The organism is Paraburkholderia solitsugae (genome assembly GCF_013177695.1).
Taxonomy (GTDB): domain Bacteria; phylum Pseudomonadota; class Gammaproteobacteria; order Burkholderiales; family Burkholderiaceae; genus Paraburkholderia; species Paraburkholderia solitsugae.
Genome location: NZ_WOEY01000145.1, coordinates 1 through 22,815 on the forward strand (window position 1 = coordinate 1; position 22,815 = coordinate 22,815).

Sequence of the window (22,815 nt, forward strand, 5' to 3'; positions counted from 1 at the left end):
GGCCTCGGCTGCGGTTCGCGCGTCGAGCGCGGCGTCGGCCTCGCCGCTCACCAGCGCTACGCCGATGGCGCCATCGAGCAGGACCAGCCATTGGCGCGACAAGCCCGCGGCGCGGCGGGCGTCCATGCCCGATTCGGCCGCGTATTCATCGCACTGGGTCCGCACGAACGCGAGCAGGCGCGCCTTGTGTTCACGCGCGACGATCCGGATTGGATCATCCGCGGAGGCGATTTCGCCGGCGGCGTTCAGAAACGCGCAACCATGAAAGTCCTCCGACGCAAACCAATCGCGCAGCACATCGAACATGCCGAGCAGACGTTTGCGCGCAGTCTTACCCTGCTGCAGCGTGCCCGCGACAAACCAGTTCATCCAGCGTTCGTCGCGCCGCTCCAGCGCGGCGGCAACCAGCGCGTCTTTCGATTCGAAATGCGTGTAGAAGCTTTTGCGCGCGGTGCCGGACTGCTTGACGATCGCATCGACGCCTGTGGCGTGGATGCCGCCGGCGTAGATCAATGCTTCCGCAGCGTCGAGCAGCCGTTCACGCGCGCTGCCGGATGCAGCCGATTCAGTTGGGTTTTGAGTAGCCATGTACGAAGGGTAGAACGATCATTCTCCTTCGTCAAGCTTTTGCTCGCTTCGGCGGGTGGGGTACGCTTGCTGCTATCGTAGTGGCGATCAATCAACTGGAACGAATTTCATGAGTCGCTCTCCTGTCCGCGCAACGTTTATACGTGTGCTTCTCAGCGCAACGCTGCTGACGGCAATGGCCTGTACGCCTGTGCAAGTGCTCACCCATACGGTCAGTCAGAACGAAGCGCGCGTGCCGGTCGGACACTACGATCTCGACCCGGACCATTGCAGCATTACCTTCGACATCGATCACTTCAAGTATTCGCGCTTTACCATGCGCTTCGACCGCAAACAGGGGCAGCTCGACTGGAACGAAGGGGGACTGGACAAGAGTAGTGCGACGATCACGATCGACGCCGCGAGCATCAATACGAATGTGCCGCTACTCGACAAGATGGTGAAAAGCGCGAGCATGCTCGACGTGTCGCGCTATCCGGAGGTGCGCTTCGCCAGCACGCGCTTTGAGCGCACTGGCGAAGCGCGCGGCACGTTGAGCGGCAATCTGACCATTCACGGTGTCACGCAACCCGTGACGTTAGACGTGACTTTCAACGGCTTCGCGCCCGATCCGCTCACGAAAAAAGACACGCTCGGTTTTTCCGCTGACGGGCATTTCAGCCGTGCGAGGTTCGGTCTGGCGACGTGGTATCCGGCTGTCGGCGACGATATTCATGTACGCGTTCAGGCCGAGTTCGTTAAAACGCCCGCAGGCGGGTGAGCACGGTGCGGGCGTTTTGTTCAGGCGTTTCGTTTTAGCCTTTTTGTTTCAGGCGTTGCGACTGAGCGCGTTGTCGTTCTAGCTCACGCCGCCGTCCAGTCGAGAATCACCTTGCCGCTCTCGCCTGAGAGCATCGTGGCGAACGCTTCCTGATAATCGTCGACCTTGAAATGGTGAGTGAGGATCGGCGACAGATCCAAACCGCTTTGCAGCATCGCAACCATCTTGTACCAGGTCTCGAACATCTCGCGGCCATAAATGCCCTTGATTTCAAGGCCTTTGAAAATCACCTGGGTCCAGTCGATCGCGGTCTGCGCGGGCGGAATGCCGAGCAGCGCAATCTTGCCGCCGTGGTTCATCGCTTCGAGCATGCTGGTAAAAGCGCTCGGCACACCTGACATTTCCAGCCCGACGTCGAAACCTTCGGTCATATGCAGATCCGTCATCACGTCGCGCAACGATTCACGTGAGACGTTCACCGCACGCGTCGCGCCCATCTTGCGCGCGAGTTCGAGGCGATAATCGTTGACGTCGGTAATCACCACATTGCGTGCGCCGACGTGTTTCGCAATCGCGACCGCCATGATGCCGATCGGCCCGGCACCGGTGATCAGCACATCTTCGCCGACCAGATTGAACGACAGCGCCGTATGCGTGGCGTTGCCGAACGGATCGAAGATCGCGGCGAGATCATCGGAGATTTCAGGCGGAATCTTGAACGCGTTGAACGCGGGAATCACGAGATACTCGGCAAATGCGCCTTCACGATTCACGCCAACGCCCACCGTATTGCGGCACAGATGCCGGCGGCCCGCACGACAGTTGCGGCAGAAGCCGCAGGTGATATGCCCCTCGCCCGAGACGCGATCGCCAATTGCAAAGCCGCGTACTTCCTGGCCCATCTCGACGATTTCACCGACGTATTCGTGCCCGACATGCATCGGCACCGGAATCGTCTTTTGCGCCCAGTCGTCCCACTTCCAGATGTGGATATCGGTACCGCAAATCGCGGTGCGCGTGATGCGGATCATCACGTCGTTGTGACCGACCTCGGGTTTCTTCACATCCGTCAGCGTGAGGCCCGGTGCGCGTTCGAGTTTTGCTAGTGCTTTCATGTGCGCCTCCGCTTCAGATAATGCCGAGTTGACGGCCGACGCGCGCGAATGCGTCGACAGCGCGGTCGATTTGTTCCGGCGTGTGCGCGGCGCTCATTTGCGTGCGGATACGCGCGCGGCCTTTCGGTACTACGGGGAACGAGAAGCCGATCACGTAGACACCTTCCTTCAGCAAGGCGTCGGCCATGTTCGATGCGAGTTGCGCGTCGCCGAGCATGACCGGAATGATCGGGTGTTCGCCGGGCACAAGCGTGAAACCGAGCGCGCTCATCGCACGGCGGAAATGCGCGCCGTTTTCACGCACGCGCGCGCGCAGTTGAGCACCTTCGTCGCTGGCGAGCAATTCGAGTACTTTCAGCGAGGCGGCGGCAATGCTCGGCGTCAGCGTGTTCGAGAACAGATAGGGGCGTGAGCGTTGACGCAACAGATCGACAACTTCCTGGCGCGCGGCGACGTAGCCGCCCGATGCGCCACCGAGCGCTTTGCCGAGCGTGCCGGTAATGATGTCGACGCGCGACAGCACACCGCAATGTTCCGGCGTGCCGCGCCCATGTTCGCCGACGAAACCGACCGCGTGCGAATCATCGACCATCACCAGCGCACCGTAGCGGTCGGCGAGATCGCAAATACCCGCGAGATTGGCGATGATACCGTCCATCGAAAACACGCCGTCGGTGGCGATCAGCTTGAAGCGTGCGCCAGCGGCATCGGCCTCTTTCAGCCTGGCCTCGAGATCAGCAAGGTCATTGTTCTTGTAGCGGAAGCGCTTCGCCTTCGACAACCGTACACCGTCGATGATGCTCGCGTGGTTCAACTCGTCGCTGATGATGGCGTCGTTTTCGTCGAGCAGGGTTTCGAACAGACCGCCGTTCGCATCGAAACAGCTGGAGTAGAGGATGCAATCGTCGGTTTGCAGGAATGCGGCCAGCGCTTTTTCGAGGTCTTTGTGCACAGTTTGCGTGCCGCAGATGAAACGCACCGACGCCATGCCGAAACCGTCGTGATCGAGGCCAAGCTTGGCGGCCTCGATCAGCCGTTCGTCGTTGGCGAGACCGAGATAGTTGTTCGCGCAGAAATTCAGTACTTCCGTACCGTTCGCGAGACGCACGTCAGCCGACTGCGGGCTGGCGATCACGCGCTCGTTCTTGTAAAAGCCATCAGCGCGAATCTGCTCGAGAGTGCCGCGCAGATGGGCGAGGTAAAGGTCACGCATGAACCAGACTCCTGAAAGGGGTGGTGCGCTCCGACACGGCCGGCATCTGCGGCATCTGCGGCATTTTCGACGTCGAGGCGGGCTGTTATAGTCGGCTGTCAGTTTTATCGGATATTTTCGTTTTTCCGAACTAAAATCCGGTATGTCGAACAACTCTAAACGATAGGTCAGTAAATGGCAAGTTCGGGAATCCGCCGCGCAGCAGCCAGCGCGACACCCACTTCCGGCGCGAACCCGGTCCCGGCGATCGCGGCGCCGCCTCGTGTCGGCGAGCAGATTCAGCGTCTGCGCGCCGAACGGCGCATGACGCTCGACGACCTGTCGCGCGCGGCCGGCGTGTCGAAATCGATGCTCTCGGAAATCGAACGCGACAAGGCCAATCCGACGATCGCGGTCGCCTGGCGTCTGACGAACGCGCTCGGCGTCAGTCTCGATTCGCTGTTCGCGCCGCAAAAGGCGCCGGAGGCGATCGCCGTCGCCGGTCCCCACGACATCCCGACTTTGAGCGGCCACGAGGCCAAGTATCAATTGCGAGTTTGGGGGCCGATCGAGCTGGCCGGCAAGTTCGAGTGGTACGAGCTGACGCTCCAGCCGGGCGGGGCACTGGTGTCGAACGCGCACGAACCCGGTACACGTGAGCATCTGACCGTGCTGCAAGGATCGATCGAGATCGAGGCGGCCGGCACGACGAAGCGGCTCAAGGCCGCGGACACCGCGCGCTACGTCGCCGACGAGCCGCACGCGATCCGCAACGCCGGAAAGGGTGAGGCGAAAGCGCTGCTGGTGGTGATTCACGGCTGAGGTGCGGGCGCACCTTTGCCTGGTTGTTGGCCGATTCGGGCTGAATTGTCCGTTCGGCTAAGGTTGCGCGAGACACTGTATATTTGTACAGTACAGGATATCGACTGGAGCCGATAATGAACGACCTGACCACCGACCAAGCCGAGCATGCTCTGGCCGCGCTGCGCTATCAAACCGCGGCGCGCGATCTTGAACATATCGTGCGCAACATCGCTGCACGCTACATCGTCCAGCAGGTGCCGCTTACGTGGCGCCTGCTGCAAGCAATCGAAGCCGAAGCGTTGGCGGATCTCGGGTTTGCCAGCCGGCACGACGCGATCATGCTCGGCCTGTTTCAACGGCCCTCCGACTTGCCTTATCCGGAAACGGACGAGGCGGTGGACTTCGGCACCTCCACCGCGTTGCCGGCGGTGTTCGCGTTTGCCGTCTCGGCCTATGAAGAGGCGGCACGCCGCGCCGCACAACCTGCATCTAAAGACGCTCCGCTAAAGCACGCGCGGGCGTGGGGCGACTGACTTAAGGGCTGTACTTTCATCGGTTGCCGCCTACAATATGCGCAACTAACGGAAAGATAGCGTATGTCACCTCCTCATCTGTCCGAACCGGTCATACGTCCCGCACCGTCTACCGATCTCTTCGATCAGGAACGCGAAGACTGGCGCCGCGATCCGCAAATCGCGTTCGACGCATGGCTTGCCAAGCAGCATTTCAGGCGCTCTTCCGCTGAAGTCTATCAAGCACAGTGGGGGCTTTTCCTCGACTGGCTCGCTGTTCGCCAAAAGAGTCTGGTCACGGTCGATACGCAAACCATTGCTGAATTCGTGGGCAGTCTTGCGATCCGGAAACCGCAACGCGTCAGGTATTTGCGGCTCATTGAACGGGTGCTGGATCATGTGCGCGAAGTCGAATCCGCGTCGACCAATCCCGCCCGCTTCATTGCTCAGGATGGCGAAGCAGCATGGCGAAATGCACGCGATAACGAGCCGACCGGCTTTCTTAACCATGCCGAACGAGCCGCGCTCATTGCGCATCTGTTTTCGCCCTTGCCGGGTTTGTCCGCGGCGCAGCGGTGGAGAGAGCGACGCGACCGTGCATTGATTGCCGTATTTCTCGGCGGTGGACTCAAGACAGGCGAGGCTGCGGCGCTTACAGTTAGTTGCGTGAATGCGGGCTCACCCTGGGTCACGATCGAGTCCGCGAATCCACTGCTGACGCGGCGTACCCGGCTCGCCCCCTTCGCGGCCGCCATCCTCGACACATGGCTTGCTGAGTGGCGCCTTTCCGAACTGGCCGGCAATCTGGTCTTTCCCGCGTCGCCTTCAGGACGCCCGATGCACAAGGCAACGATGCTCCGCGCAGTCGACGCGCTGATCGACGCGGCTGGCATTGCTGCGTCGCGAGCCTCGCGCGCCAGTCCGCAAACCTTGCGCAACACCTTCGCGGCAGACCTGTTCGAGAGCGGGGTTGAGGCAGAACTGGTCGGGCAATGGCTGGGATTTGTACAGGCAGTGTCCGCCAACCGTTTGTATCGGGCGTGGCAAAAGTGGATGGACCAGCAGGATTCGCCGGTCGTCGATGAACCGGATCCATCCGCTCCGCCATTGCCCACGCCTAGGCGGGACGGGCGTTTGACGAGAAAAGGGTGATCGGGTAAGCCCTGAAAATACTCACCCTTGGGGTCCCGAATTTCCTCACCTTTGGCGATTTATCCGCTATTGCGCCCGCACCGAACGGTCATGCCGACGCGGCAATCGAACCCTTCGACAAAAACCGGCTAACCGCCTCCAGTCTTGATTCACCGGGGCCTGACGAGTGATCGCATTCCGGACACTGCAGTTCGAAGCGGTGATCCACTTGCGATAGCTCAGGCTCACCTTCCTCACATTTTGGGCAGCGCAGTGGCAGCGTGACATGACCGTCCGCCACGGTGCCGATCGCTGTCAGCTCGTCGGGCGTGAGCCTGCCTGCTTCGACCAGCGAACACAGCAGGCTCGCGATCGCGGGGTCGATGCCCTGCTGGCCGCGCAGCGCGGCCACTTCTTTCGTCAAAACTTCCACTTCGTCCGATTGCTCGCGCAGTTGCGCGTCGAGCCGGTCGCCACGCGCCTTGGCGGCGGCGATCTGCTGAATAAACTCGAATTCCTTGCGGCTTGCGTCCCGCACCCCCGACTGATAGGTGGCCGCCATGCTGCGTAAGGAATCGAGCTCGACCAGCATGGGCTTCACACGGCGCTCGGCTTCGGCGACGGCGTCCTTGATCTGTTGCGCATAGTGTTCGGTGCTTTGGCGCAATTCGACGTGGAGTGCATCGATTCGGTCGCGGAGCGACGCGTTGGTCGCCTGTTCGGTATCGAGGCGTTGACGCAGCGTTTCGTTTTCGCCGTCGAGTCGGCGCACTGTTGCCTGCAAGCCTTCCTGGTGCGCGGTCCCGTGTGTTGTGGTGCTGGATAGCTCAGTTTCCAGTGCGCGAACTTGTTCCCACGCGGCTTCCGCTCTCAGTTCGCTGCGCTTGATGGTCTCTTCCGACACGTCGCAACGAATTTTCGCTTCTCGCGCACGTTGGTCGGCGGCGGTCACTTGAGCTCGAATTTCCTCGCGTTCGCTGTCGAGCGTCGAACGGGCATGCACGACAGCTTCTTCAAAGAGTGCGCCAAGCAATTCTCCAGCGCGATCTTCCAATCCTTTCGGGATAGCGCCTGCGCCGACTTTTACGCGCGACACCGTTCTGATGCGTTCCCAGAAGTGGTCGATGTCCTTTGGGATGTCGCTTGCGCTGCCTGTTTGGGTCAGGTCGCGAACGGCCGCCATGGACGGACGAATTCCCAAATCGAAAAAAAGTCGCTTGCAAGCATGCAGTGACAGTTCTTGCCGCCGTGCCCCGCTAGCCCTCAACGATTCAAGCTCGTCACGGATGGCTTGTCGTTCCTGATCCAGATTCATGTATACCTCGATGTCGCTCGAATTGGATTGATCATAACAATTTACGTACTGTTTGCTACGTATTTGTTGGGGGAGGGTGTTGTTTAGCGAGTTGGCGTGTTTTAGAGGTGCTGGTAGCTCGCTAGATCGGAGCCAGCCTGGTTTTTCCGTGAAACAAAACGAAGATTAGCCAATAAGCCTTTGTAAATAAAGATGTTTCGTGGGTTTCTTTCTGATCGCTCACTGTTTCACGAACGCTTGCTGGGAGCTGAGGTGGTGGAAAGGTGCTGTCCGAAGGACACGCGGGGAAATGCTAGAGAGTAATAAAAGTAAACACCTTTGAACCCATGTTAAAAACGTTAACGCCATGGCAAACCCTTACCAGGCAGGGGTTCCAGACAGGTAAGGTGAATCTTTACGGGAGTGGTGGTGAGGTCTTGCGGGAGGGTTGAGTGATGAGGTTCGGGGGCCTCGGTGAGCGGGTCCGGGACAGAACGTGAGCGGGTTCAGGAGCCCTCCTAAAAGTGCGGTTTGGCTAAAGGTGAGATTTTGCGGGACCTGAGCGTCCGGGATCGCCCGGCAGCGCTCAAAAGTCGGTTCTGACCGCGGCCGGCCTGAAGGTGAGCGCTTTCGGGACCGTCGCGGACCCCAACTTTTGGCCTTATTTGGGCCTCGTAAACCCCATTGGTGAGTCAAGACAGGAGAAAACGCGAACCGAAGGTGAGACTTTCCGGGGCCTAGACGTCATTTTTGCCTCATTTCTGGGCATTCGGGCGCTTAAGGTGAGGGTTTGCGGGAGCTGAGTGGGATTTCGATCGAAATTCTGTCTGCTGCATCAGCGAGGTCCTCGGTCACCCTTGCGCAAAGGTGAGCGAATTCGGGAGACGTGGATCGAGGTGATCGCGGGCTCGTCAAATTGCCTGTTTTGGGCCTGAGGTGAGGTTTTTCGGGAGCCTTTTGGGGGGCTCGTGATCGCTAAGGTGAGGAAATACGGGACCAAAATCGCCGCGATGCGCCGGAAAAGCCCTACAGACGCTGTCAGAGCAGTTCCGATTTTGCGGCTGCTGAATTGCTAAGGTGAGGTTTTTCGGGGCCCTTTGGGTTGCGACCGGAAACGTCAAATTTCGCTGAAATGCTGCTAAAGGTGAGGATATACGGGAGAACGTGCCCATAGCTCGTCTTGGGGGGATTCTATAAGTCGATGAAATCATTGAATAATTTTTGTGCGGCGCGCAAAGGTGAGGTTTTTCGGGGGCGCTTTTCGATGACCTGCGCAAGCCTCCTCCGGGGTCATTGGTGAGGCTTTTCGGGAGTATTTATCGGTGTTTTTTCAGGCCTCCAGGTCTGGAGGCCGCGTCGTTCCGAGCGCTCGGCAGACGTTAAGGTGAGCTTTTTCGGGGGGAGTTTGTCGCGAGTTGGAGCTCACGCTCGTGGTATGAGGTTTTTGTCTGCCGGGTTCGGCCGCTTTTTCTCAAATGGATAGGCGGCGATTGCCTTGCGGTGCGTATCTGCGCCGCGAGGGCCACGCGGTCGCAATCGACGGGTGTGCGGTCTGGCGGGTTTCGTGGCCGCGCCCGTCGTGCAGGCCGCCTGGCGCGCGTCGGCGAATACTTCTTGCGTCGAACCGGGATCCAGCGGGGCTGCGCCGGGAATAGTCCCGCGCGTGGGGCCGTCGGCTTGCTGCCGCCCCAGGTTTTCCCCGCGCGCCACCCCTCCCCTATCGGCTGACGTGGGCCGACGCTTGTTCGCGCCATCGACACGGCTTGAGTCCGCCCGGCTCGCAACATGCGTACCACCAAAATTCACGAGAATTTTTTGAGGTGAGAAGATTCGGGATCGGATGACTCCCGTTCGCGGCAGGTCAGAAATCGGTCAGCATTTCGGGAGGCCGCGACCTGTAAGGATGCCCTGAACCTGGCGCGAAACGGGTGAGGTGAGGGTTTTCGGGAGCTGCTCGAGGTGAGTTGCGCCTCGTAAACTCACTTCACCGGGAACGGTGAGACCCATGCTATAGACGCGTATCACCACAGCCGGTATGCTCTCGCCAAATCCCTCCTCGACCAGACGCATGGCCACTAAGCGCGCGAAGAAGACAGATGTAGTCAGCCCGAGCTCGGCCGAATTACGCAAGGCCGTCGAGGCGATCGCCATACAGCCGAAGAGCGGCAAGATCACGCTCCTCACCCGCAAGCTGTTCAACGTTCTCCTTGCCGTCGCTCAGCAAGCCGACGAGTCCGGCGACACGTATCGGGCCTTGCTGTCCGACATCGTCGCCAATTCGGCATTCGATTCGAATGACACCGCACTCGTCAAAGAGCATCTGCGGCGCATGGTGTCGGTGCAGGTCGAATGGAGTACCGGCACGTCCAGCCAGAAGCCGGGCCGGAAATGGGGTATTTCCACGCTGATTGCCGACGCGGAAATTCTCGAAGACCCCACCACCCGCCGCGTCTGGGTGGAGTTCTCGTTTGCACCGAAGATCAAGAAGAAGCTGCTCGATCCGGTTCAGTATGCGCGGCTAAGTCTGCAGTTCCAGAGCCAGTTGCGCAGTAGCGCGGGTCTCGCACTTTACGAGATTTGCGTCCGCTACCTGACCAACCCGAGCCATCTGACGATGCGCGAAACATGGGAATGGTGGCGCCCTATTCTCTCCGGCACGCCCGACACCGAAGCCGGTGACGAGGCGAAGCGCGAGTACAAGTACTTCAAACGCGATTACCTGCGCCCGGCCATCGCCGAAGTCAACGCGGTCACCAACATCTTTGTCGAATTGATCGAGCACCGGGAAGGGCGGCGTGTTGCCGAGATCCAGTTCCGCGTGACCGAGCGCAAGCAACCCATGCTTGCACTCGACGAACACCCGAATGTGTTCGACAGCACGCTGGTCGACCGGATGGTGAAGATCGGCATTCCGCTGAAAGAAGCGCAAACACTGTACGCCGATAGCGAAGAAAATCGGATTCGCGCGGCGCTGCAGATGACCGAGCAACGCATGCGCAGCACGTCGTTGCCCGCTGTGCGCAGCGCACCGGCTCTGTTCAAGGACGCGTTGAAGAAAGGCTATGCGCCACCGGTCGAAGCGCTGCCGTCCGGTAGCGGTGGCAAGGCCGCGGTGGCCGCGCCGGCGGACGACCTGAAAGCGCGTCTGCTTGGCGAGTACTCGGCGGTTCGCCGCAAGGAAGCGCGCGAGCTTTACGACGAACAAGGTGAGTCCGAGCGGGAGATCGCGCGGAAATCGTTTGAGGACGACGTGTTACCGGATCTCGGCACACACATGCGCGACGACTGGCGCCGTCGTGGACTGGACTCGAAGATCGTCGAAACGGCGTTCTTCGATTGGCTGGCGCGCAAAACCTGGGGCGAACCCACCGATGGCGACCTGCTCGCCTTCACGCTGAGCCAATCGCGCGCGGCGTAATCGTCAACAGCGCATCAAACGCGCACCAAGAAAAACGGCGGCCACTTTCGTGCGCCGCCGATTCTTTTCCTGCTGATGCTTTCCCTTCGTTACTTCAGCATCTTTTCAATCTGACGAAGAATGTCGTCACGCTTTTCACGTGTGAGACCCTTCAGGCGCAGTTCGATTCGATCGTCCCCATACGACTTCAAATCGCCGACTGCGACACCGCCGAGCTTGATCTCCAGACGCTGCGCATAGCGCTGCCGACCCGCCGGCTTGGTGCTTTCCTGCGCGCTTGCCCTGCCCTTCACGATGTCCGCGACTTGTCGCGTGCTCAGATCGTCCGAGAGGATTTTGTTGATCAGACGTAGCGTAGCGTCGGCGCCGCGGGCAGTGTGATAACGGCCCACCTGATAGGCCATGTTCGAGCCGAAGCGGTCAGGCCTTGCGACCATCTCATGCATTACCACCTCGGGCAGCTTCGCAATTGACAGGGCGACCGCAACGGTCGACTCGTCGAGTCCGAGATGTTCGGCGAGCTCCTTCTGGCTCTGGAAATGCCGATCGTCGAGAAAGCGTTTCCAGACGACGGCGTTGTCGAACACGGTCTGCGAATCGCGCTGGACGTTGAGGTCGTAGCCAAGCTTATAGCTTTGCATGCCAATCGGCAGATCGATCACGATCGCCTTCACCGATTCCTTGTTCGCTTCTTTAAGCGCCCGCACACGCCGTCCGCCGTCGCTGACGAAGTAGGTGCCAGGATTGTCGTAATCGGGAATGACGTGAATTGCCTGCTGCTGGCCCTGCTTTGCCAGATTGACAGCAAGTTCGGCAATCGACGACTTCAGATAGAAGTGGCGCGGATTGAACGGGCTCGGCTTGATCGTTTTGAGCGCGAGCTCGATGACCTGGCCCGGCCGGTAAGCGTGCTCGATTCGCCACGCACGGTAGGCCGCCGACTCATTGGCGATATCGGCTGCATCGACTTCCGCGACGTCTTGCGACATGACCGGCTGGATCGTGCGGCTCGGAACATCGGCAGTCGTGGCGCCATTCTTGACCAAACCGTCGATCGCATTCAGACGGTCGAGAGCGGTTCGCTTTTCGCTGCTGGTCGTATCAGGACGTGCTTGAAAGCCTTTGGCGAATTGGGAGGGTTTCATTCAGGGTCCTTTCTTTATGCGCATAAATTCAGGGGAGCAGGGCTGCGATCTCGTTGGCGCACGCCCGTACTTCGATGGCGGCGAGCTTGGCGCCGCGATCGTTCATCTGAAGCACTGTCTGCCCTAACGCCATGGCCTGCTTGTAGGCTTCGCGCGTCGGGATCTGGGTCTTGAGCAGTGGGAAGCCGAGCTCTTCCAACGCGCGCTTCAGTTCGCGCGTCAGCATCCGTTTCTCTTCGGTCTTATTCAGCAGAAAGACTGCGCGCAGATCCTCGTTCATGACCTGGGCTTGCTGCACGAGCTTCACCAGTCCGACGCTCGACCAATAGTCGGCAGGCGACGACGACGTTGGCATGATCGCGACGCTCGCCGCGAGCAACACGACGCCAGAGACTTTTTCTGTGATGGAGGGTGGGCAGTCGACGACGATGATGTCGTAGTCCGCCACGAACTTCTTGATCTCGCGATGGATCTGGCTACCGGCTTCGGAGAGGTTGACCACCGGAAAGGGGATGCCGGTGTCGCCGTCTGATGATGCACTGGCCCAGTGAACCAGTGTGTTTTGACCATCTGCGTCTACGACGAGGACGCGCTTGCCTTTCTCATGGAACGCAGCGCCGAGGTGCATCGCGATTGTGCTCTTCCCGACCCCGCCCTTCTGCTGAGTTACCGCGATGATTTCTGCTGCCAATCTTCACCTCCTCTTTTTAGACGCAGATGGATTTTACCTGGATGGATTCGCATTTCAATCGTTTTTGTGTAAACGAGATAAGAAATAACCGTTTGGGATAGGTTTATGCGCATAAAGGATGTGGCGTGGCTGAGCTAAAGCGAAGCGGCTGTGAAGCGCTATGGGCGGTAACTAGTTTGGCGGCGTCTGGGAGAGGTCAGACGCTATGAGGTATCGAAGGGGTGAAGTGGCAACGCGAGCAAGTGCGATGCGGGGCTATGCCTTGGGTATAGCTGGGGACGTCAGGTATTTCGGAGTGACGCGACCTCGCCTGGTCGCGTCACTTTCGCATGGCTCCGGTGATGACGGCAAGGACATATGGCAGTCACGATCGTGACCGCGAGCCATTTTGAGTCGATGCCTTTATGCGCATAAACTCGTCGGGCACTACTCACGGATCGAGCCGTCCCGGGTGTTGAGATCTGACCGAGCGGATCAATGCATGATCCTGTCGGCACGGCACGGCGGGACTGCCGTCATACCCACAGAGGCAGGCACACACACTACGAGTCGAAGCCTTCCGCCGCGCGACGCGTACCTTCCTGGAGCACGTGACGAAACCTTCGTGTACGCGCTTTATGCGCATAAACCGAACGACACCATCACCGACAGGCAAAGCCCGCTCTCCAACCACACGAAACCCGATCGCCCCGCGCCGCCCTACGCCCCCACTCGATTCCCAGCACCCGCTAAAATCCCCTGCAAGAACCACCCTCGACCCAATCCAAGCTGCCCTATCCAGACAACCATGATTACCATCTACCACAACCCCCGCTGTTCGAAATCGCGAGCCACGTGCGACCTGATCGCCAGCACCTACAACAGCGCAAACGAAGCAACGGAAATTGTCGAGTACCTGAAGCAGCCGCTCACTGTCGCGCAGTTAAAGCAACTCAACGCGCAGCTAGGCTGCACAGTCCGCGAGATGATCCGCGACACCGAAGCCGAATACAAAACACTCGAACTCTCCAACGCCACGCTGAGCGACGCTCAGTTATACGAAGCATTGGCCAAGCACCCTATCCTTCTGCAACGACCGATCGTCGTGAGAAACGGGCGAGCCGTGATTGGCCGCCCGCCGGAAAATGTCGAAGCGTTATTCGCCTAGGCGTCGAAATATCACGGCCTAATTGACCTAGGCCTTGGCAGGCAATGCGGCGTCCTTCGTCACGATCTTTGTCGGGATGATGCGCAGTTCGCTGAATGTGTCGGCAATACGTTGTTGTTCTGCAAGTACGTTCGCGTCGACGGGTTTGTAGATGTGCGCATAGTGCCGCAAACCCGCTTCAATCACGCCTGCGTCGAGCCCCTGAATCGGTGCGAGCTGGGCGGCTGCTTCTCTATAGTGGCCGCGTACCCACGCGCCCTCTTTACCCACCTCATCCATCACGATCGCGAGCACGTCACCGTTTTGCTGCGCAAACGGCCGTGCGCTCAGGAGGAACTGATGGTGACTCACGATACCTTCGGCGTCCGCGAGCAAGCGGGCATTCGACTGGCGTTTTGCCGCCTCGAGGAACGGGTCCCAGATCGCCCATGCGTCGATCGCACCGCGTTCGAACGCCGCGCGCGCATCGGCGGGTGCCAGAAAAACCGGTTGGATATCGCTGTACTTCACGCCGCTCTTCTGCAAGGCGGCGACCAGAAACCAGTGAACATCCGAACCTTTATTGAGCGCGATCTTTTTGCCCTTCAGATCGGCGAGCGTTTTGATCGGCGCGTCCTGATGGACGAGGATGCCTTCGGCATGCGGCGTCGGGATTTCATAAGCGGTGTAGACGAAGTTTGCGCCGGCCGCTTGCGCGAACACCGGCGGCGCCTCGCCGACATAGCCGAAGTCGATCGCGCCGACATTCAATCCTTCGAGTAACTGTGGCCCGGCGGGAAACTCAGTCCACTTCACCGTGATGCCAAGCGGCGCGAGCCGCTTTTCGAGCGTGCCATGCGCCTTCAGCAACACGAGCGCACTGGCCGCTTTCTGATAACCGATACGAAATTCTTTCCCCTGGGCGTCCGCGGCGAAGACAGACGTGGAGACAATGGGTAAGGCCGCAACGGCCAGCGAGGCGCCCACGCCGGCGATAAACGCGCGGCGGTTAAGCAGCGGATGACGGGACATAAAATTGCTCGTTAAGAAGGCGGACGCAAAACGGACCGATTGGCTCTGACGATAATTCGTCTGCAAGCCTGGACGAACCGATAAATTCGCATAAGCAAATCACGACGGAGGGTACGGACTGACCAGCGGTGCTTATCTGCGCGCCGCGCTGCGTCAAGTCGCCGCGCCCCGCTACAATTCGTCATCCGCGCGCAGTCGCGGCTGCGTCAATCGAAAAAGGAACATCGTGAATCTGACGACAACACTCGCGCCGTGGTCATCCCACGACACGCAACTGATTGTGTCGTGCGTGCTCGGGCTCGTACTGATCATCACTTTCATCAGCGTGCTGAAGCTCGCGCCGTTTCTGTCGATTCTGGTGGGCACATTCGCGGCGGGCTTTTCGGCCGGCCTGCCGCTGGAAGCGGTGGCCAGCGCCTTCAGCAAAGGCGCCGGTGCGTTACTCGGGGACGTCGGCATTATCATCGCGCTCGGCGCGATGCTCGGTGCGCTGATGGCCGAATCGGGCGCGGCCGACCGGCTCGTCTCGACCATCCTCAAACATTCCACGCCACGCACGCTGCCGTGGCTGATGGCGCTGGTGGCGATCATTGTCGGCTTGCCGCTTTTCTTCGAGGTCGGCCTGGTGATGATGGTGCCGATCATCTTCGTGATGGCGCGCCGCTCGCAGCAGCCGATCCTGCGGATTGCGATTCCCGCGCTCGCGGGCATGACCACGCTGCACGCGCTGCTGCCGCCGCATCCGGGTCCGCTGATCGCGGTGAGCGCACTGCATGCCGATCTCGGCCTGACGCTCGGTCTCGGCCTGATCGTCGCGATTCCGGCGGTCATTCTCGCGGGGCCGGTCTACGGCATCTGGTTGTCGAAACGGATGCACGTGGTCGAACCGGAAGAAATGGGCAAGCTTTTCACCGCGCCACAAAATGTCGGTGAGCCGCCGAGTTTCGCGATCTCGCTCGTCACGATCCTGTTGCCGGTCGTGCTGATGCTGGGCCGCACGGTCGCCAAACTTCTGCTTCAACCTGAGACCTTCCTGTTCAACGCACTCAATTTTCTGGGTGAGCCGCTGGTCGCACTGGGCCTCACCGTGCTGTTCACGGTGGTGGCGCTGGGCTGGTCGCGCGGCATGGCGCGCGACCGGGTCGGCGGCATTCTGCGCAAGAGCCTGCCGCCAATCGCCGCGCTGCTGCTGACCATCGGCGCAGGCGGTGGTCTCAAGCAGGCGCTCGTGGTGGCGGGCATCAGCACGACGATCGGCAAGATCGCCGTTGGCGCACATATGCCGCTGATTCTGCTGGCGTGGCTGATCGCCGTCGCGCTGCGGCAGGCCACCGGTTCCGCGACGGTTGCGACCACCACGACCGCGGGTATCGTCGCGCCGGTCGTCGCGGGTCTCAGCACGACGCACAATTCGCTGATGGCGCTCGCGATCGGCGCCGGTTCCGTGTTCTTCTGTCACGTGAACGATGCAGGCTTCTGGATGGTGCGTGAGTACTTCGGGCTGAAATTGAAGCAGACGGTGATGGTCTGGTCCGTGCTGCAGACGATCGTATCCGTCGTCGGCCTCGCCTTGACGTATGCGTTGTGGACCCTGTTGACCTGAGTCTGGCATCGCGATTGCAAACGGTGGCAGGAATTGACGCCGAGCTGTCAATTCCGCACGGCCCTCTCCGCTTACACTGCCTGGGCCCTGCCGAGGTGCAGTCCCGCCCCTCGCTCCTCTCTCAACGCGGAGCCACCATGCTTGAACTGAGACCGTCCTGCGAAGGATGCGGCAAATCACTGCCACCGAACGCACCCGACGCGATGATCTGCACCTACGAATGTACGTTCTGTGAAGTGTGTGCGCTTAGCACGCTGCGCAATGTGTGTCCGAACTGCGGCGGCAATTTCCAGCATCGGCCGATCCGCACGCGTGCGCAGTTGGCCAAACATCCGGCTCGCGCCGAAGCGCATCCTGTCTCCATCAATGAAGCGTCGCACGCAAGCTTCTTCGAGCGTTACCGGAGCACGCCGCCCAGCGAGCGCTAAACAAGCCAACAGTTGAGGGCGGCGTTCAATGTGGCCGCCGTTCGCAGGGCCGCCCTCGGGGCCACCGCTTGGGGCACCGCTCAAGCCCAGATGCCCCACTTCAATCGTCGCTGCCGCCCGCCCCTGGCGTCGCAATCCCGCTCACCGTGCGCGCCGCTACGCGCAGCAGCCGGATCTGTTTGCGGTAATTGCGGCAGCCGCTGCAAGTCGGCAGATGCAGCCGGATCGCGACCCATTCGCCGGTCGTCAAACGGCGGTCGAGCGCGTCCGACAACAGGCGCGTGATGTGCTTACACTTCCCCATTCGCATCCTCTCTGGATAGGCCCTTTTCGCTCAGGCAAGTGCGCAAGCGCAGCCGCGCGCGGTAGATCAGCACGCTGCAGTGGTTGGCGGTCATCTGTAGTTCAGCGCAGATCGCTTCGGTTTCGAGATCAAGGAATTCGCGCATCATGAACACGCGCCCGATCTGCTCGGGCAGGTGTTCCAGACACATCTCGAACAAGGTCCAGAATTGCTGCTGACGCAGCGCGGTTTCCGGCGCCGGCCATGGTTGCGGCTTGCTCTCGCGCGACCAGTGGCCGTTGTCCTTGAAGAGTTCGCGATCGAGCAGCGCTTCGCCGTCGATTTCGGATTCGAGCGCCGACAGGTTCACCGTGCGCTGCCGGGCGCGCAAGGTGTCGACGAGCTTGTGCCGCAGGATGCCGAACACCCACGTCTTGTGCTCCGATTGTGCGGCAAACCGGTCGGCTTGCGTCCAGGCGGCGGCCAGGGCCTCCTGGACGGCGTCTTCGGCGGCAGCGGCATCGCGTAGCTGCAAACGGGCAAAGCGCAACAGGTCGCGCCGCAGTTGCGTCAGATAGACGGGATCGTCGAGCGCCGGCCCGCTTACTTGCGCCATGGCAAGCTCCGTCGCTGCGCCTGCGGTTGCCGCACGTTTTCTCTTGAATCGTTGTGGTTCATAGGCGGGTGGTTTTCCTCGTGCAGTGCCTGGACGTGTGCGCCATTCTCCCGCACGTTCCTGCACAAGCGAATCGGTATTGAACATGTGTCCGCCAGCAAGCGATGACCTGATGAACTTAGTCGTGCCGCTACGGGCTTTATGACAGCAAAAAATATTATTGCGAAAAATGAAATCAAGGCTGCGGTGGTGAACCTTTGCGTCAAGCCTACATGGGAGCCGTGCAGGCAGGCACGTCTCAAACTCGCCGCAAATGCATGCCCGAATTATTTCATTATTTGAAAAAAAGTCTTCTTGTCTTCGGTATTTTTAAGCGGGCACTGTATCGCTATTCTTCAGTCCATCGATCGCACCCGATCGCGAACCCAACGCTGAAGTGGAGTCGCACCATGAAACGCATTCTTACCGCCCTGATCGCTTCCGTCGCCCTGTTTGCCGCTGCTTCGGGCGCAGCCCAAGCTGCCGCACCGGCCCAATGCAGCGGCCCGGCGTCGTACTGCAACGTGTTCTTCGGCAACTAATCGTCTGGTGGATCCCGCCGGACAGATGTCCGGCGCAAGTCTGCTGACGAGGCGGGGCCTCGAAGTCAAAAAAGGGTGCCGATAAAGGCGCCCTTTTTGCATTGAATCCAACACGTTTGACCCGCGTGCAAGGCACCCGCAGAACATGGCCGCGGGCCCACTCCATCGGCATGCGAGTGTCACGAAACAGAAAGCGGTACACAATACCCGGCACTCCGAAGCAACACCCGCGCCCGGCGCGCAAATGCGCCTAATGCTCACTCTTCTAACGTGTTACAGTGGGTCAACAGCTTGCAGTTCTCCTGCGCGTGTTACGCAGTCCCTCAGGCATCAGCCTCTCATCACAGCGCCCTGAATCGAACGGGGTCCCTTTCTTCTACTCAGCTTTGCGGTGTCGTTGGCGTGGCCCGGCAGAATCGGCCGCTCTTTACGCACATCGTCGATCAACGCCCTGTTTTCCGCTGAAACGCCGTGACTCGTCCCGCGTCGCGCCGAACATACAGCGACACGTTGAAAGCGAGATCCCTCACCGGAGACGACCACCATGAGCAATACGATCAGAAGCTACCGGGGCCTCGAGATTTATCCGCTGGTTTATCCACACCAGCCGCGCTCTCCCGACGGCGCACGCCACTACGATGCGGGCTTCGACGCCGCGGTGCGAATCTGCCGGCGCGGCACCGACGACACCTTGACCAGCAGCCGCGTATTTCGCGTGCCGAGCCGGTCCCCGTTTGGCGCAGCCGGCGACGCGCGCATTGCCTCAGCCAGTTATGCGGAGCGGGTGATCGACGGCATGGTTGTTGGCCAGTCGATCGCCGGGCTTTGATGCGCGCACCGATGGCAAGCCACTTTTCCAGGCGCTCGCAGGGCGCGAATTCCACCCCCCTGACGGGTCGCGCGAACTATCAGGTCGCCGCGTCGTCGCGTCGTACATCCAGCGGGACGGTGCCGACGCTGAAAGTGATCCGGTTGAGCGACGAGCGCGTGATCTACCCCTTTCAGGGCCACGCGGACATGCCGTTTTTTGAAAATGCCGATGCTGCCCAACTATTTGCCGAGACGTACGGCTGGCAGCTTGTGGATGGCGACATCGCCGTCCCGGAATGAATGATCAGACGTATGCTGCACGGGCGGATTTTTATCCGGCCGGACAGCGAAGAATCCCCATTTGCCTAAAATCGTCCTAGACCGAAAGCATGCTTGATTGACAAGGCAAAAGTACCAGTTATCCACAAGGTTATTCAGTAAATCTGTGGATAACTTTGGGTGCTACCGGGTTATCCACCGGTAGCAACTTTCGAGGTCGGGGCCCGCGCAGCCAGAAGAACGTGTTTTTGTACTCGCCGCCGCCATGCGGCGAGGCTTTTGCCTATGATGGACAGTTCGTACCCTTTTGCGCGCCAAGCGCCTCAACCCAAGGAAGCGAACCATGGCCCATCACATCGCAGTCGTCGTCGGCAGCTTGCGTCGCGAGTCGTTCAACCGCCAATTGGCGCAAGCCGTGATTTCACTCGCGCCTGCGGACTTCACCTTCGAGTTCATCGACATCGGCTCCTTGCCGCTCTACAGCCAGGACTACGACGCCGACTATCCTGAAGTCGCCAAACACCTGAAGCAGCGCGTCGAAGCTGCCGACGGCCTGCTGTTCGTCACACCCGAGTACAACCGCTCCATGCCGGGCGTCCTGAAGAACGCACTCGACTGGGGTTCGCGGCCGTGGGGCACCAATTCGTGGCGCAACAAGCCGGGCGCGGTGCTCGGTACCTCGGTCGGCGCGACCGGCACGGCGCTGGCGCAACAGCATTTGCGCAATGTGCTGGCGTACCTCGATGTGCCTACGCTCGGCCAACCTGAAGTGTTCATCAAGCACGACCCGGCGGCTATCAACGAGAAAGGTGAGATCGTGAACGACGGCACGCGCAAGTTCTTGCAGTCTTTCGTCGACCGCTACGTCGCGTGGGTCAAACGTCAGACCGCTGCCTGACCGACAATTCGGGTCAATTCGGGCGGCTTTGCAAAGGTCTATTCAGACTGAAAGCGCCGACGTTGCCGCAACGCGACGGCACGTCGGCGCTACGGCTCCCCTCGCTTAGACGTGGTGGTGCCCCGTTACCCGTTCCCAACCATGACGCACGGCGAGCTTGAAGCGCTCCCATGTGCTGTCCGGCGAAGTGGTTTCCCAATGGCGCCGGGCTTCCGGCTCGACGTCGTCCCACGGCCTGTCGCGGTAACGCGCGTCCTGACCGATCTCCGCGCCGTAGCGATAGGCCGGCACGTAATCTTCATAGCGCGCGTTCCCGGTCCCGTACTGCTCGTCGTAGTGCGTGCGGAAATCCTCTTCGTATTCCAGATACTCGTTCGGAATCGGGTCGCCTGAACCCGCAGCCGGCTGCGCCGCTGCGGGGACAGCTTCCGATGGCTGCATGATCGCGCCCGAGCCCGGCACCGAACCGGCAGCGATTGCGCTTCGTCCCGCATCGTCGGCGAGCGGGTCGGTGACTGGTTCGTCGACCGGGCCGCGCACCGGCCGCTCAGCCAGCGGCGGCGGGACGAACGGCTCGGCGTCGGTGCCCATCAGCGGTGGCGGATAGCTTGAATCGGGCGTGGTGGCCGGCCGAGTGGTTGAGCCCGCCGTCGTTGTCCCGGACGTCGCTACGCCGGGGGGCACCACGCCGGGCTTCGCCACGCTCGATGTGTGCGGCGTGCCGGGCATCACAGCGCCAATGCCGAGTTCGTCGAGTATCGAATGATCGCGGCTCGATTCCGACGGCGTGTCCCAATCGGGCGAGCGCTCGCCGATGTCGGTCGCACCCAGCCTCGTCAAGGTATTGCGAGCGAGATCCGCGTGCGATTCGCTTGCCGCGTTCACACAGACCAGCACGGCACCGCGGCGCACGGCTTCAGTGTAGCGAGCCGTTTCCGACGCGCGGGGGCCGGAAGCAAATAGGCTCGAAAGAAAGCGCTCGATATTGGCCAGCACGCCGGAGTTGGCAACCTCGTCGGCGGCTGAGCCAACGGAGGGTTCCGGATTCGCCTGCAACTCGATCGTTTCGCGTGCAAAACCGGTCTGTACGAGCGTGTCGCGCGCGGCTTCTGCTCGAGAATAGGTGTCGAATAAACCAATGACGGTGTGTCGCATGGCTGCCTCCCGGCGTATCTGAGTCGATTGGACGGCGCAAAAACGCGTCGGCCTCTTTCCCTGAAACAACGCCGCAACGATCATGCCGGGCGGGCACGATGTCACCGCACGCCCGCTGCTGCCTGCCTGCGCCGACTCGGCCACAGGAACCACGGCGTACCGCTGCCGCGCTTTTACAATCGCCGGTAATTGGCGGCGGCGCCGAAGAGGCAGGTTTTAACTTGCTGGATGCGCCGCCGCAGCCGGATCGGCGTCCGTCTGCGCGAGGTCGCGCTGGATCGCTTGCAGGAGCTTTTCCAGCAACGCGATATCGAAAGGTTTGGACAGCACCCGCACGTTCACGTGCCGCGCGCGGTCGAGTTCTTCCGCGTAGCCGGTGACCAGAATGACCGGCAGCTTGGTGTCGAACGCCAGCACCGCTTCGGCGAGGTCGATGCCGTTCATCGTGCCGGGCATGTGGATGTCCGACAGCACCAGGTCGAACGGCAGCGGCTCGCCGGTGCGAGCCTGCCTCGCGTGGGCGTCGTCGAACAGGCGCAGCGCGTTATCGGCGTTGAACACGCACGTGACCTGGTGGCCCATCATTTGCAACAGGGCCTCGGTGCCGGCGGCGACTTCGTCGTTGTCTTCAACCAGCAGGATGCGCAAGCCGTGCGGCGCGCCGCTTTCGTCGATGCCTGGTTCGGCTGGCAATTCGGCCTCGGGTGCGGCCGTGGCGCGCGGCAGATAGAGGCGCACCGAGGTACCCGCACCGATTGCGCTATCGATCGCGGCAAGTCCGCCGGAGCGCTCGCAGAAGGCGAAGACCTGTGGCAGCCCGAGACCGGTGCCCATGCCTTTCGGCTTCGTCGTGAAAAGCGGTTCGAAGGCGCGCGCGAGCACGTCAGGCGGCATGCCGCCGCCGGTGTCTTCAAGCGACAGTTGCACGAAGTCGCCGGTCAACGGAAAGCCGTCCTCGTGGCGGAAATTGATATTGGCGGCTCGCACGGTGAAGCGCCCGCCGTTGGGCATGGCGTCGCGCGCGTTCACGGCGACGTTGATCAGCGCCAGTTCGAGCTCGGCGACGTCGACACGCATCGGCCAGATATTGACGCCGAGGTCCATCACCAGCGAAATCTTCGCGCCGAGCGAGGCGCGCAGCAGTTCGCGGCACGCCGGCAGCCAGCGCTCGAGCGCCAGGGTCTCGTTACGCAACGGCTGCTTGCGCGCGACGCCGAGCAATTGCCGGGTGAGCGACTGACCGCTCTTGAGCGCCCGCTCCATCGCCGACAATTCCCGGTCGAGCCCCGGCGCGCCACGCCGCCGGGCGATCTGCAGGTTGGCCGAGACGATCATCAGCAGGTTGTTGAAATCA

At 60.9% G+C, this 22,815-nt stretch carries 23 protein-coding genes; 12 read left to right on the forward strand and 11 right to left on the reverse strand.

What is annotated here, in order from left to right:
• On the reverse strand, positions 1–588 hold a 588-nt coding region (locus GNZ12_RS36990), incomplete at its 3' end, for a TetR/AcrR family transcriptional regulator (RefSeq protein ID WP_172317057.1).
• Between the two features lie 109 nt (positions 589–697).
• Between GNZ12_RS36990 and GNZ12_RS36995 the strand changes: the two genes are divergently transcribed.
• Complete coding sequence (locus tag GNZ12_RS36995; protein WP_172317059.1) at positions 698–1,348, forward strand: YceI family protein; 651 nt, start codon at positions 698–700, stop codon at positions 1,346–1,348.
• A gap of 83 nt (positions 1,349–1,431) precedes the next feature.
• Here GNZ12_RS36995 and tdh read toward each other — a convergent pair whose 3' ends face one another.
• Both tdh and GNZ12_RS37005 read right to left on the reverse strand, forming a co-directional pair.
• Positions 1,432–2,463 (reverse strand): L-threonine 3-dehydrogenase, encoded by a 1,032-nt coding sequence (gene tdh / locus GNZ12_RS37000; protein ID WP_074290151.1) that lies wholly within the window; start codon positions 2,461–2,463, stop codon positions 1,432–1,434.
• Positions 2,464–2,476: 13 nt separating this feature from the next.
• Positions 2,477–3,676, reverse strand: a complete 1,200-nt coding sequence (locus GNZ12_RS37005) for a glycine C-acetyltransferase (RefSeq protein ID WP_159002783.1) — start codon at positions 3,674–3,676, stop codon at positions 2,477–2,479.
• 174 nt (positions 3,677–3,850) lie between these two features.
• Between GNZ12_RS37005 and GNZ12_RS37010 the strand changes: the two genes are divergently transcribed.
• The 3 genes from GNZ12_RS37010 to GNZ12_RS37020 all read left to right on the forward strand — a co-directional run bounded on the left by GNZ12_RS37010 (position 3,851) and on the right by GNZ12_RS37020 (position 6,123).
• The gene (locus GNZ12_RS37010; RefSeq protein ID WP_172317061.1) at positions 3,851–4,477 is read left to right on the forward strand and encodes a helix-turn-helix domain-containing protein; all 627 of its coding nucleotides are present in this window, start codon (positions 3,851–3,853) and stop codon (positions 4,475–4,477) included.
• Between the two features lie 116 nt (positions 4,478–4,593).
• Positions 4,594–4,992 carry a DUF2471 family protein gene (locus GNZ12_RS37015; protein WP_172317063.1) on the forward strand — a complete coding sequence of 133 codons (399 nt, stop codon included), beginning with the start codon at positions 4,594–4,596 and terminating at the stop codon, positions 4,990–4,992.
• A 63-nt stretch (positions 4,993–5,055) separates the two neighbouring features.
• The gene (locus GNZ12_RS37020) at positions 5,056–6,123 is read left to right on the forward strand and encodes a tyrosine-type recombinase/integrase (protein WP_172317065.1); all 1,068 of its coding nucleotides are present in this window, start codon (positions 5,056–5,058) and stop codon (positions 6,121–6,123) included.
• Between the two features lie 88 nt (positions 6,124–6,211).
• Here the strand turns inward: GNZ12_RS37020 and GNZ12_RS37025 are convergent, their stop codons facing one another.
• On the reverse strand, positions 6,212–7,417 hold the full coding sequence (locus tag GNZ12_RS37025; RefSeq protein WP_172317067.1) for a DNA-binding protein: 1,206 nt from the start codon (positions 7,415–7,417) through the stop codon (positions 6,212–6,214).
• 2,047 nt (positions 7,418–9,464) lie between these two features.
• Between GNZ12_RS37025 and GNZ12_RS37030 the strand changes: the two genes are divergently transcribed.
• Positions 9,465–10,814: a replication initiation protein gene (locus tag GNZ12_RS37030; RefSeq protein WP_074289157.1), complete on the forward strand. Its 1,350-nt coding sequence runs from the start codon at positions 9,465–9,467 to the stop codon at positions 10,812–10,814.
• Positions 10,815–10,903: 89 nt separating this feature from the next.
• On the opposite strand, the gene GNZ12_RS37035 is transcribed toward GNZ12_RS37030, so the two are convergent.
• Positions 10,904–11,959: a ParB/RepB/Spo0J family partition protein gene (locus tag GNZ12_RS37035; protein WP_172317069.1), complete on the reverse strand. Its 1,056-nt coding sequence runs from the start codon at positions 11,957–11,959 to the stop codon at positions 10,904–10,906.
• A gap of 28 nt (positions 11,960–11,987) precedes the next feature.
• Positions 11,988–12,650 carry a ParA family partition ATPase gene (gene parA, locus GNZ12_RS37040; RefSeq protein WP_074289159.1) on the reverse strand — a complete coding sequence of 221 codons (663 nt, stop codon included), beginning with the start codon at positions 12,648–12,650 and terminating at the stop codon, positions 11,988–11,990.
• 787 nt (positions 12,651–13,437) lie between these two features.
• Here parA and arsC point away from each other — a divergent pair.
• Positions 13,438–13,797 (forward strand): arsenate reductase (glutaredoxin), encoded by a 360-nt coding sequence (gene arsC / locus GNZ12_RS37045; protein ID WP_172317089.1) that lies wholly within the window; start codon positions 13,438–13,440, stop codon positions 13,795–13,797.
• 27 nt (positions 13,798–13,824) lie between these two features.
• On the opposite strand, the gene GNZ12_RS37050 is transcribed toward arsC, so the two are convergent.
• On the reverse strand, positions 13,825–14,808 hold the full coding sequence (locus GNZ12_RS37050; protein ID WP_172317071.1) for a sulfonate ABC transporter substrate-binding protein: 984 nt from the start codon (positions 14,806–14,808) through the stop codon (positions 13,825–13,827).
• Between the two features lie 226 nt (positions 14,809–15,034).
• On the opposite strand from GNZ12_RS37050, the gene GNZ12_RS37055 reads away from it, so the two are divergent.
• Complete coding sequence (locus tag GNZ12_RS37055; RefSeq protein WP_172317073.1) at positions 15,035–16,411, forward strand: GntT/GntP/DsdX family permease; 1,377 nt, start codon at positions 15,035–15,037, stop codon at positions 16,409–16,411.
• 137 nt (positions 16,412–16,548) lie between these two features.
• Positions 16,549–16,839 (forward strand): DUF1272 domain-containing protein, encoded by a 291-nt coding sequence (locus tag GNZ12_RS37060; protein ID WP_172317075.1) that lies wholly within the window; start codon positions 16,549–16,551, stop codon positions 16,837–16,839.
• Between the two features lie 100 nt (positions 16,840–16,939).
• On the opposite strand, the gene GNZ12_RS37065 is transcribed toward GNZ12_RS37060, so the two are convergent.
• Positions 16,940–17,143, reverse strand: coding sequence for a zf-HC2 domain-containing protein (locus tag GNZ12_RS37065; protein WP_054034200.1), 204 nt, complete (start codon positions 17,141–17,143; stop codon positions 16,940–16,942).
• A complete protein-coding gene (locus GNZ12_RS37070) occupies positions 17,130–17,738 on the reverse strand; it encodes an RNA polymerase factor sigma-70 (RefSeq protein ID WP_172317077.1) in 609 nt (202 codons plus the stop codon). Before GNZ12_RS37070 ends, GNZ12_RS37065 begins: the two co-directional genes overlap by 14 nt.
• Before the next feature lie 449 nt (positions 17,739–18,187).
• On the opposite strand from GNZ12_RS37070, the gene GNZ12_RS45160 reads away from it, so the two are divergent.
• From GNZ12_RS45160 to GNZ12_RS37085, 4 genes are all read left to right on the forward strand, one after another.
• Positions 18,188–18,319, forward strand: a complete 132-nt coding sequence (locus GNZ12_RS45160; protein ID WP_257021004.1) for a hypothetical protein — start codon at positions 18,188–18,190, stop codon at positions 18,317–18,319.
• Between the two features lie 544 nt (positions 18,320–18,863).
• Positions 18,864–19,148 (forward strand): hypothetical protein, encoded by a 285-nt coding sequence (locus tag GNZ12_RS37075; RefSeq protein ID WP_172317079.1) that lies wholly within the window; start codon positions 18,864–18,866, stop codon positions 19,146–19,148.
• An 11-nt stretch (positions 19,149–19,159) separates the two neighbouring features.
• Positions 19,160–19,429, forward strand: coding sequence for a DUF6723 family protein (locus GNZ12_RS37080; RefSeq protein WP_235994004.1), 270 nt, complete (start codon positions 19,160–19,162; stop codon positions 19,427–19,429).
• A gap of 322 nt (positions 19,430–19,751) precedes the next feature.
• Positions 19,752–20,306 carry an NADPH-dependent FMN reductase gene (locus GNZ12_RS37085; RefSeq protein ID WP_172317083.1) on the forward strand — a complete coding sequence of 185 codons (555 nt, stop codon included), beginning with the start codon at positions 19,752–19,754 and terminating at the stop codon, positions 20,304–20,306.
• 105 nt (positions 20,307–20,411) lie between these two features.
• On the opposite strand, the gene GNZ12_RS37090 is transcribed toward GNZ12_RS37085, so the two are convergent.
• Together GNZ12_RS37090 and GNZ12_RS37095 are read right to left on the reverse strand one after the other, a co-directional pair.
• Positions 20,412–21,461: a hypothetical protein gene (locus GNZ12_RS37090; RefSeq protein ID WP_172317085.1), complete on the reverse strand. Its 1,050-nt coding sequence runs from the start codon at positions 21,459–21,461 to the stop codon at positions 20,412–20,414.
• Between the two features lie 216 nt (positions 21,462–21,677).
• A partial coding sequence (locus GNZ12_RS37095) for an ATP-binding protein (protein ID WP_172317087.1) occupies positions 21,678–22,815 on the reverse strand: 1,138 nt, incomplete at its 5' end.

Excerpts from the sequence above, each read along its gene's own strand:
- GNZ12_RS36995 (WP_172317059.1), top strand. The coding sequence starts at position 698 with ATGAGTCGCTCTCCTGTCCGCGCAACGTTTATACGTGTGCTTCTCAGC.
- tdh (WP_074290151.1), bottom strand. The coding sequence starts at position 2,463 with ATGAAAGCACTAGCAAAACTCGAACGCGCACCGGGCCTCACGCTGACG.
- GNZ12_RS37005 (WP_159002783.1), bottom strand. The coding sequence starts at position 3,676 with ATGCGTGACCTTTACCTCGCCCATCTGCGCGGCACTCTCGAGCAGATT.
- GNZ12_RS37010 (WP_172317061.1), top strand. The coding sequence starts at position 3,851 with ATGGCAAGTTCGGGAATCCGCCGCGCAGCAGCCAGCGCGACACCCACT.
- GNZ12_RS37015 (WP_172317063.1), top strand. The coding sequence starts at position 4,594 with ATGAACGACCTGACCACCGACCAAGCCGAGCATGCTCTGGCCGCGCTG.
- GNZ12_RS37020 (WP_172317065.1), top strand. The coding sequence starts at position 5,056 with ATGTCACCTCCTCATCTGTCCGAACCGGTCATACGTCCCGCACCGTCT.
- GNZ12_RS37025 (WP_172317067.1), bottom strand. The coding sequence starts at position 7,417 with ATGAATCTGGATCAGGAACGACAAGCCATCCGTGACGAGCTTGAATCG.
- GNZ12_RS37030 (WP_074289157.1), top strand. The coding sequence starts at position 9,465 with ATGGCCACTAAGCGCGCGAAGAAGACAGATGTAGTCAGCCCGAGCTCG.
- GNZ12_RS37035 (WP_172317069.1), bottom strand. The coding sequence starts at position 11,959 with ATGAAACCCTCCCAATTCGCCAAAGGCTTTCAAGCACGTCCTGATACG.
- arsC (WP_172317089.1), top strand. The coding sequence starts at position 13,438 with ATGATTACCATCTACCACAACCCCCGCTGTTCGAAATCGCGAGCCACG.
- GNZ12_RS37050 (WP_172317071.1), bottom strand. The coding sequence starts at position 14,808 with ATGTCCCGTCATCCGCTGCTTAACCGCCGCGCGTTTATCGCCGGCGTG.
- GNZ12_RS37060 (WP_172317075.1), top strand. The coding sequence starts at position 16,549 with ATGCTTGAACTGAGACCGTCCTGCGAAGGATGCGGCAAATCACTGCCA.
- GNZ12_RS37065 (WP_054034200.1), bottom strand. The coding sequence starts at position 17,143 with ATGGGGAAGTGTAAGCACATCACGCGCCTGTTGTCGGACGCGCTCGAC.
- GNZ12_RS37070 (WP_172317077.1), bottom strand. The coding sequence starts at position 17,738 with ATGGCGCAAGTAAGCGGGCCGGCGCTCGACGATCCCGTCTATCTGACG.
- GNZ12_RS45160 (WP_257021004.1), top strand. The coding sequence starts at position 18,188 with ATGAAACGCATTCTTACCGCCCTGATCGCTTCCGTCGCCCTGTTTGCC.
- GNZ12_RS37075 (WP_172317079.1), top strand. The coding sequence starts at position 18,864 with ATGAGCAATACGATCAGAAGCTACCGGGGCCTCGAGATTTATCCGCTG.
- GNZ12_RS37080 (WP_235994004.1), top strand. The coding sequence starts at position 19,160 with ATGGCAAGCCACTTTTCCAGGCGCTCGCAGGGCGCGAATTCCACCCCC.
- GNZ12_RS37085 (WP_172317083.1), top strand. The coding sequence starts at position 19,752 with ATGGCCCATCACATCGCAGTCGTCGTCGGCAGCTTGCGTCGCGAGTCG.
- GNZ12_RS37090 (WP_172317085.1), bottom strand. The coding sequence starts at position 21,461 with ATGCGACACACCGTCATTGGTTTATTCGACACCTATTCTCGAGCAGAA.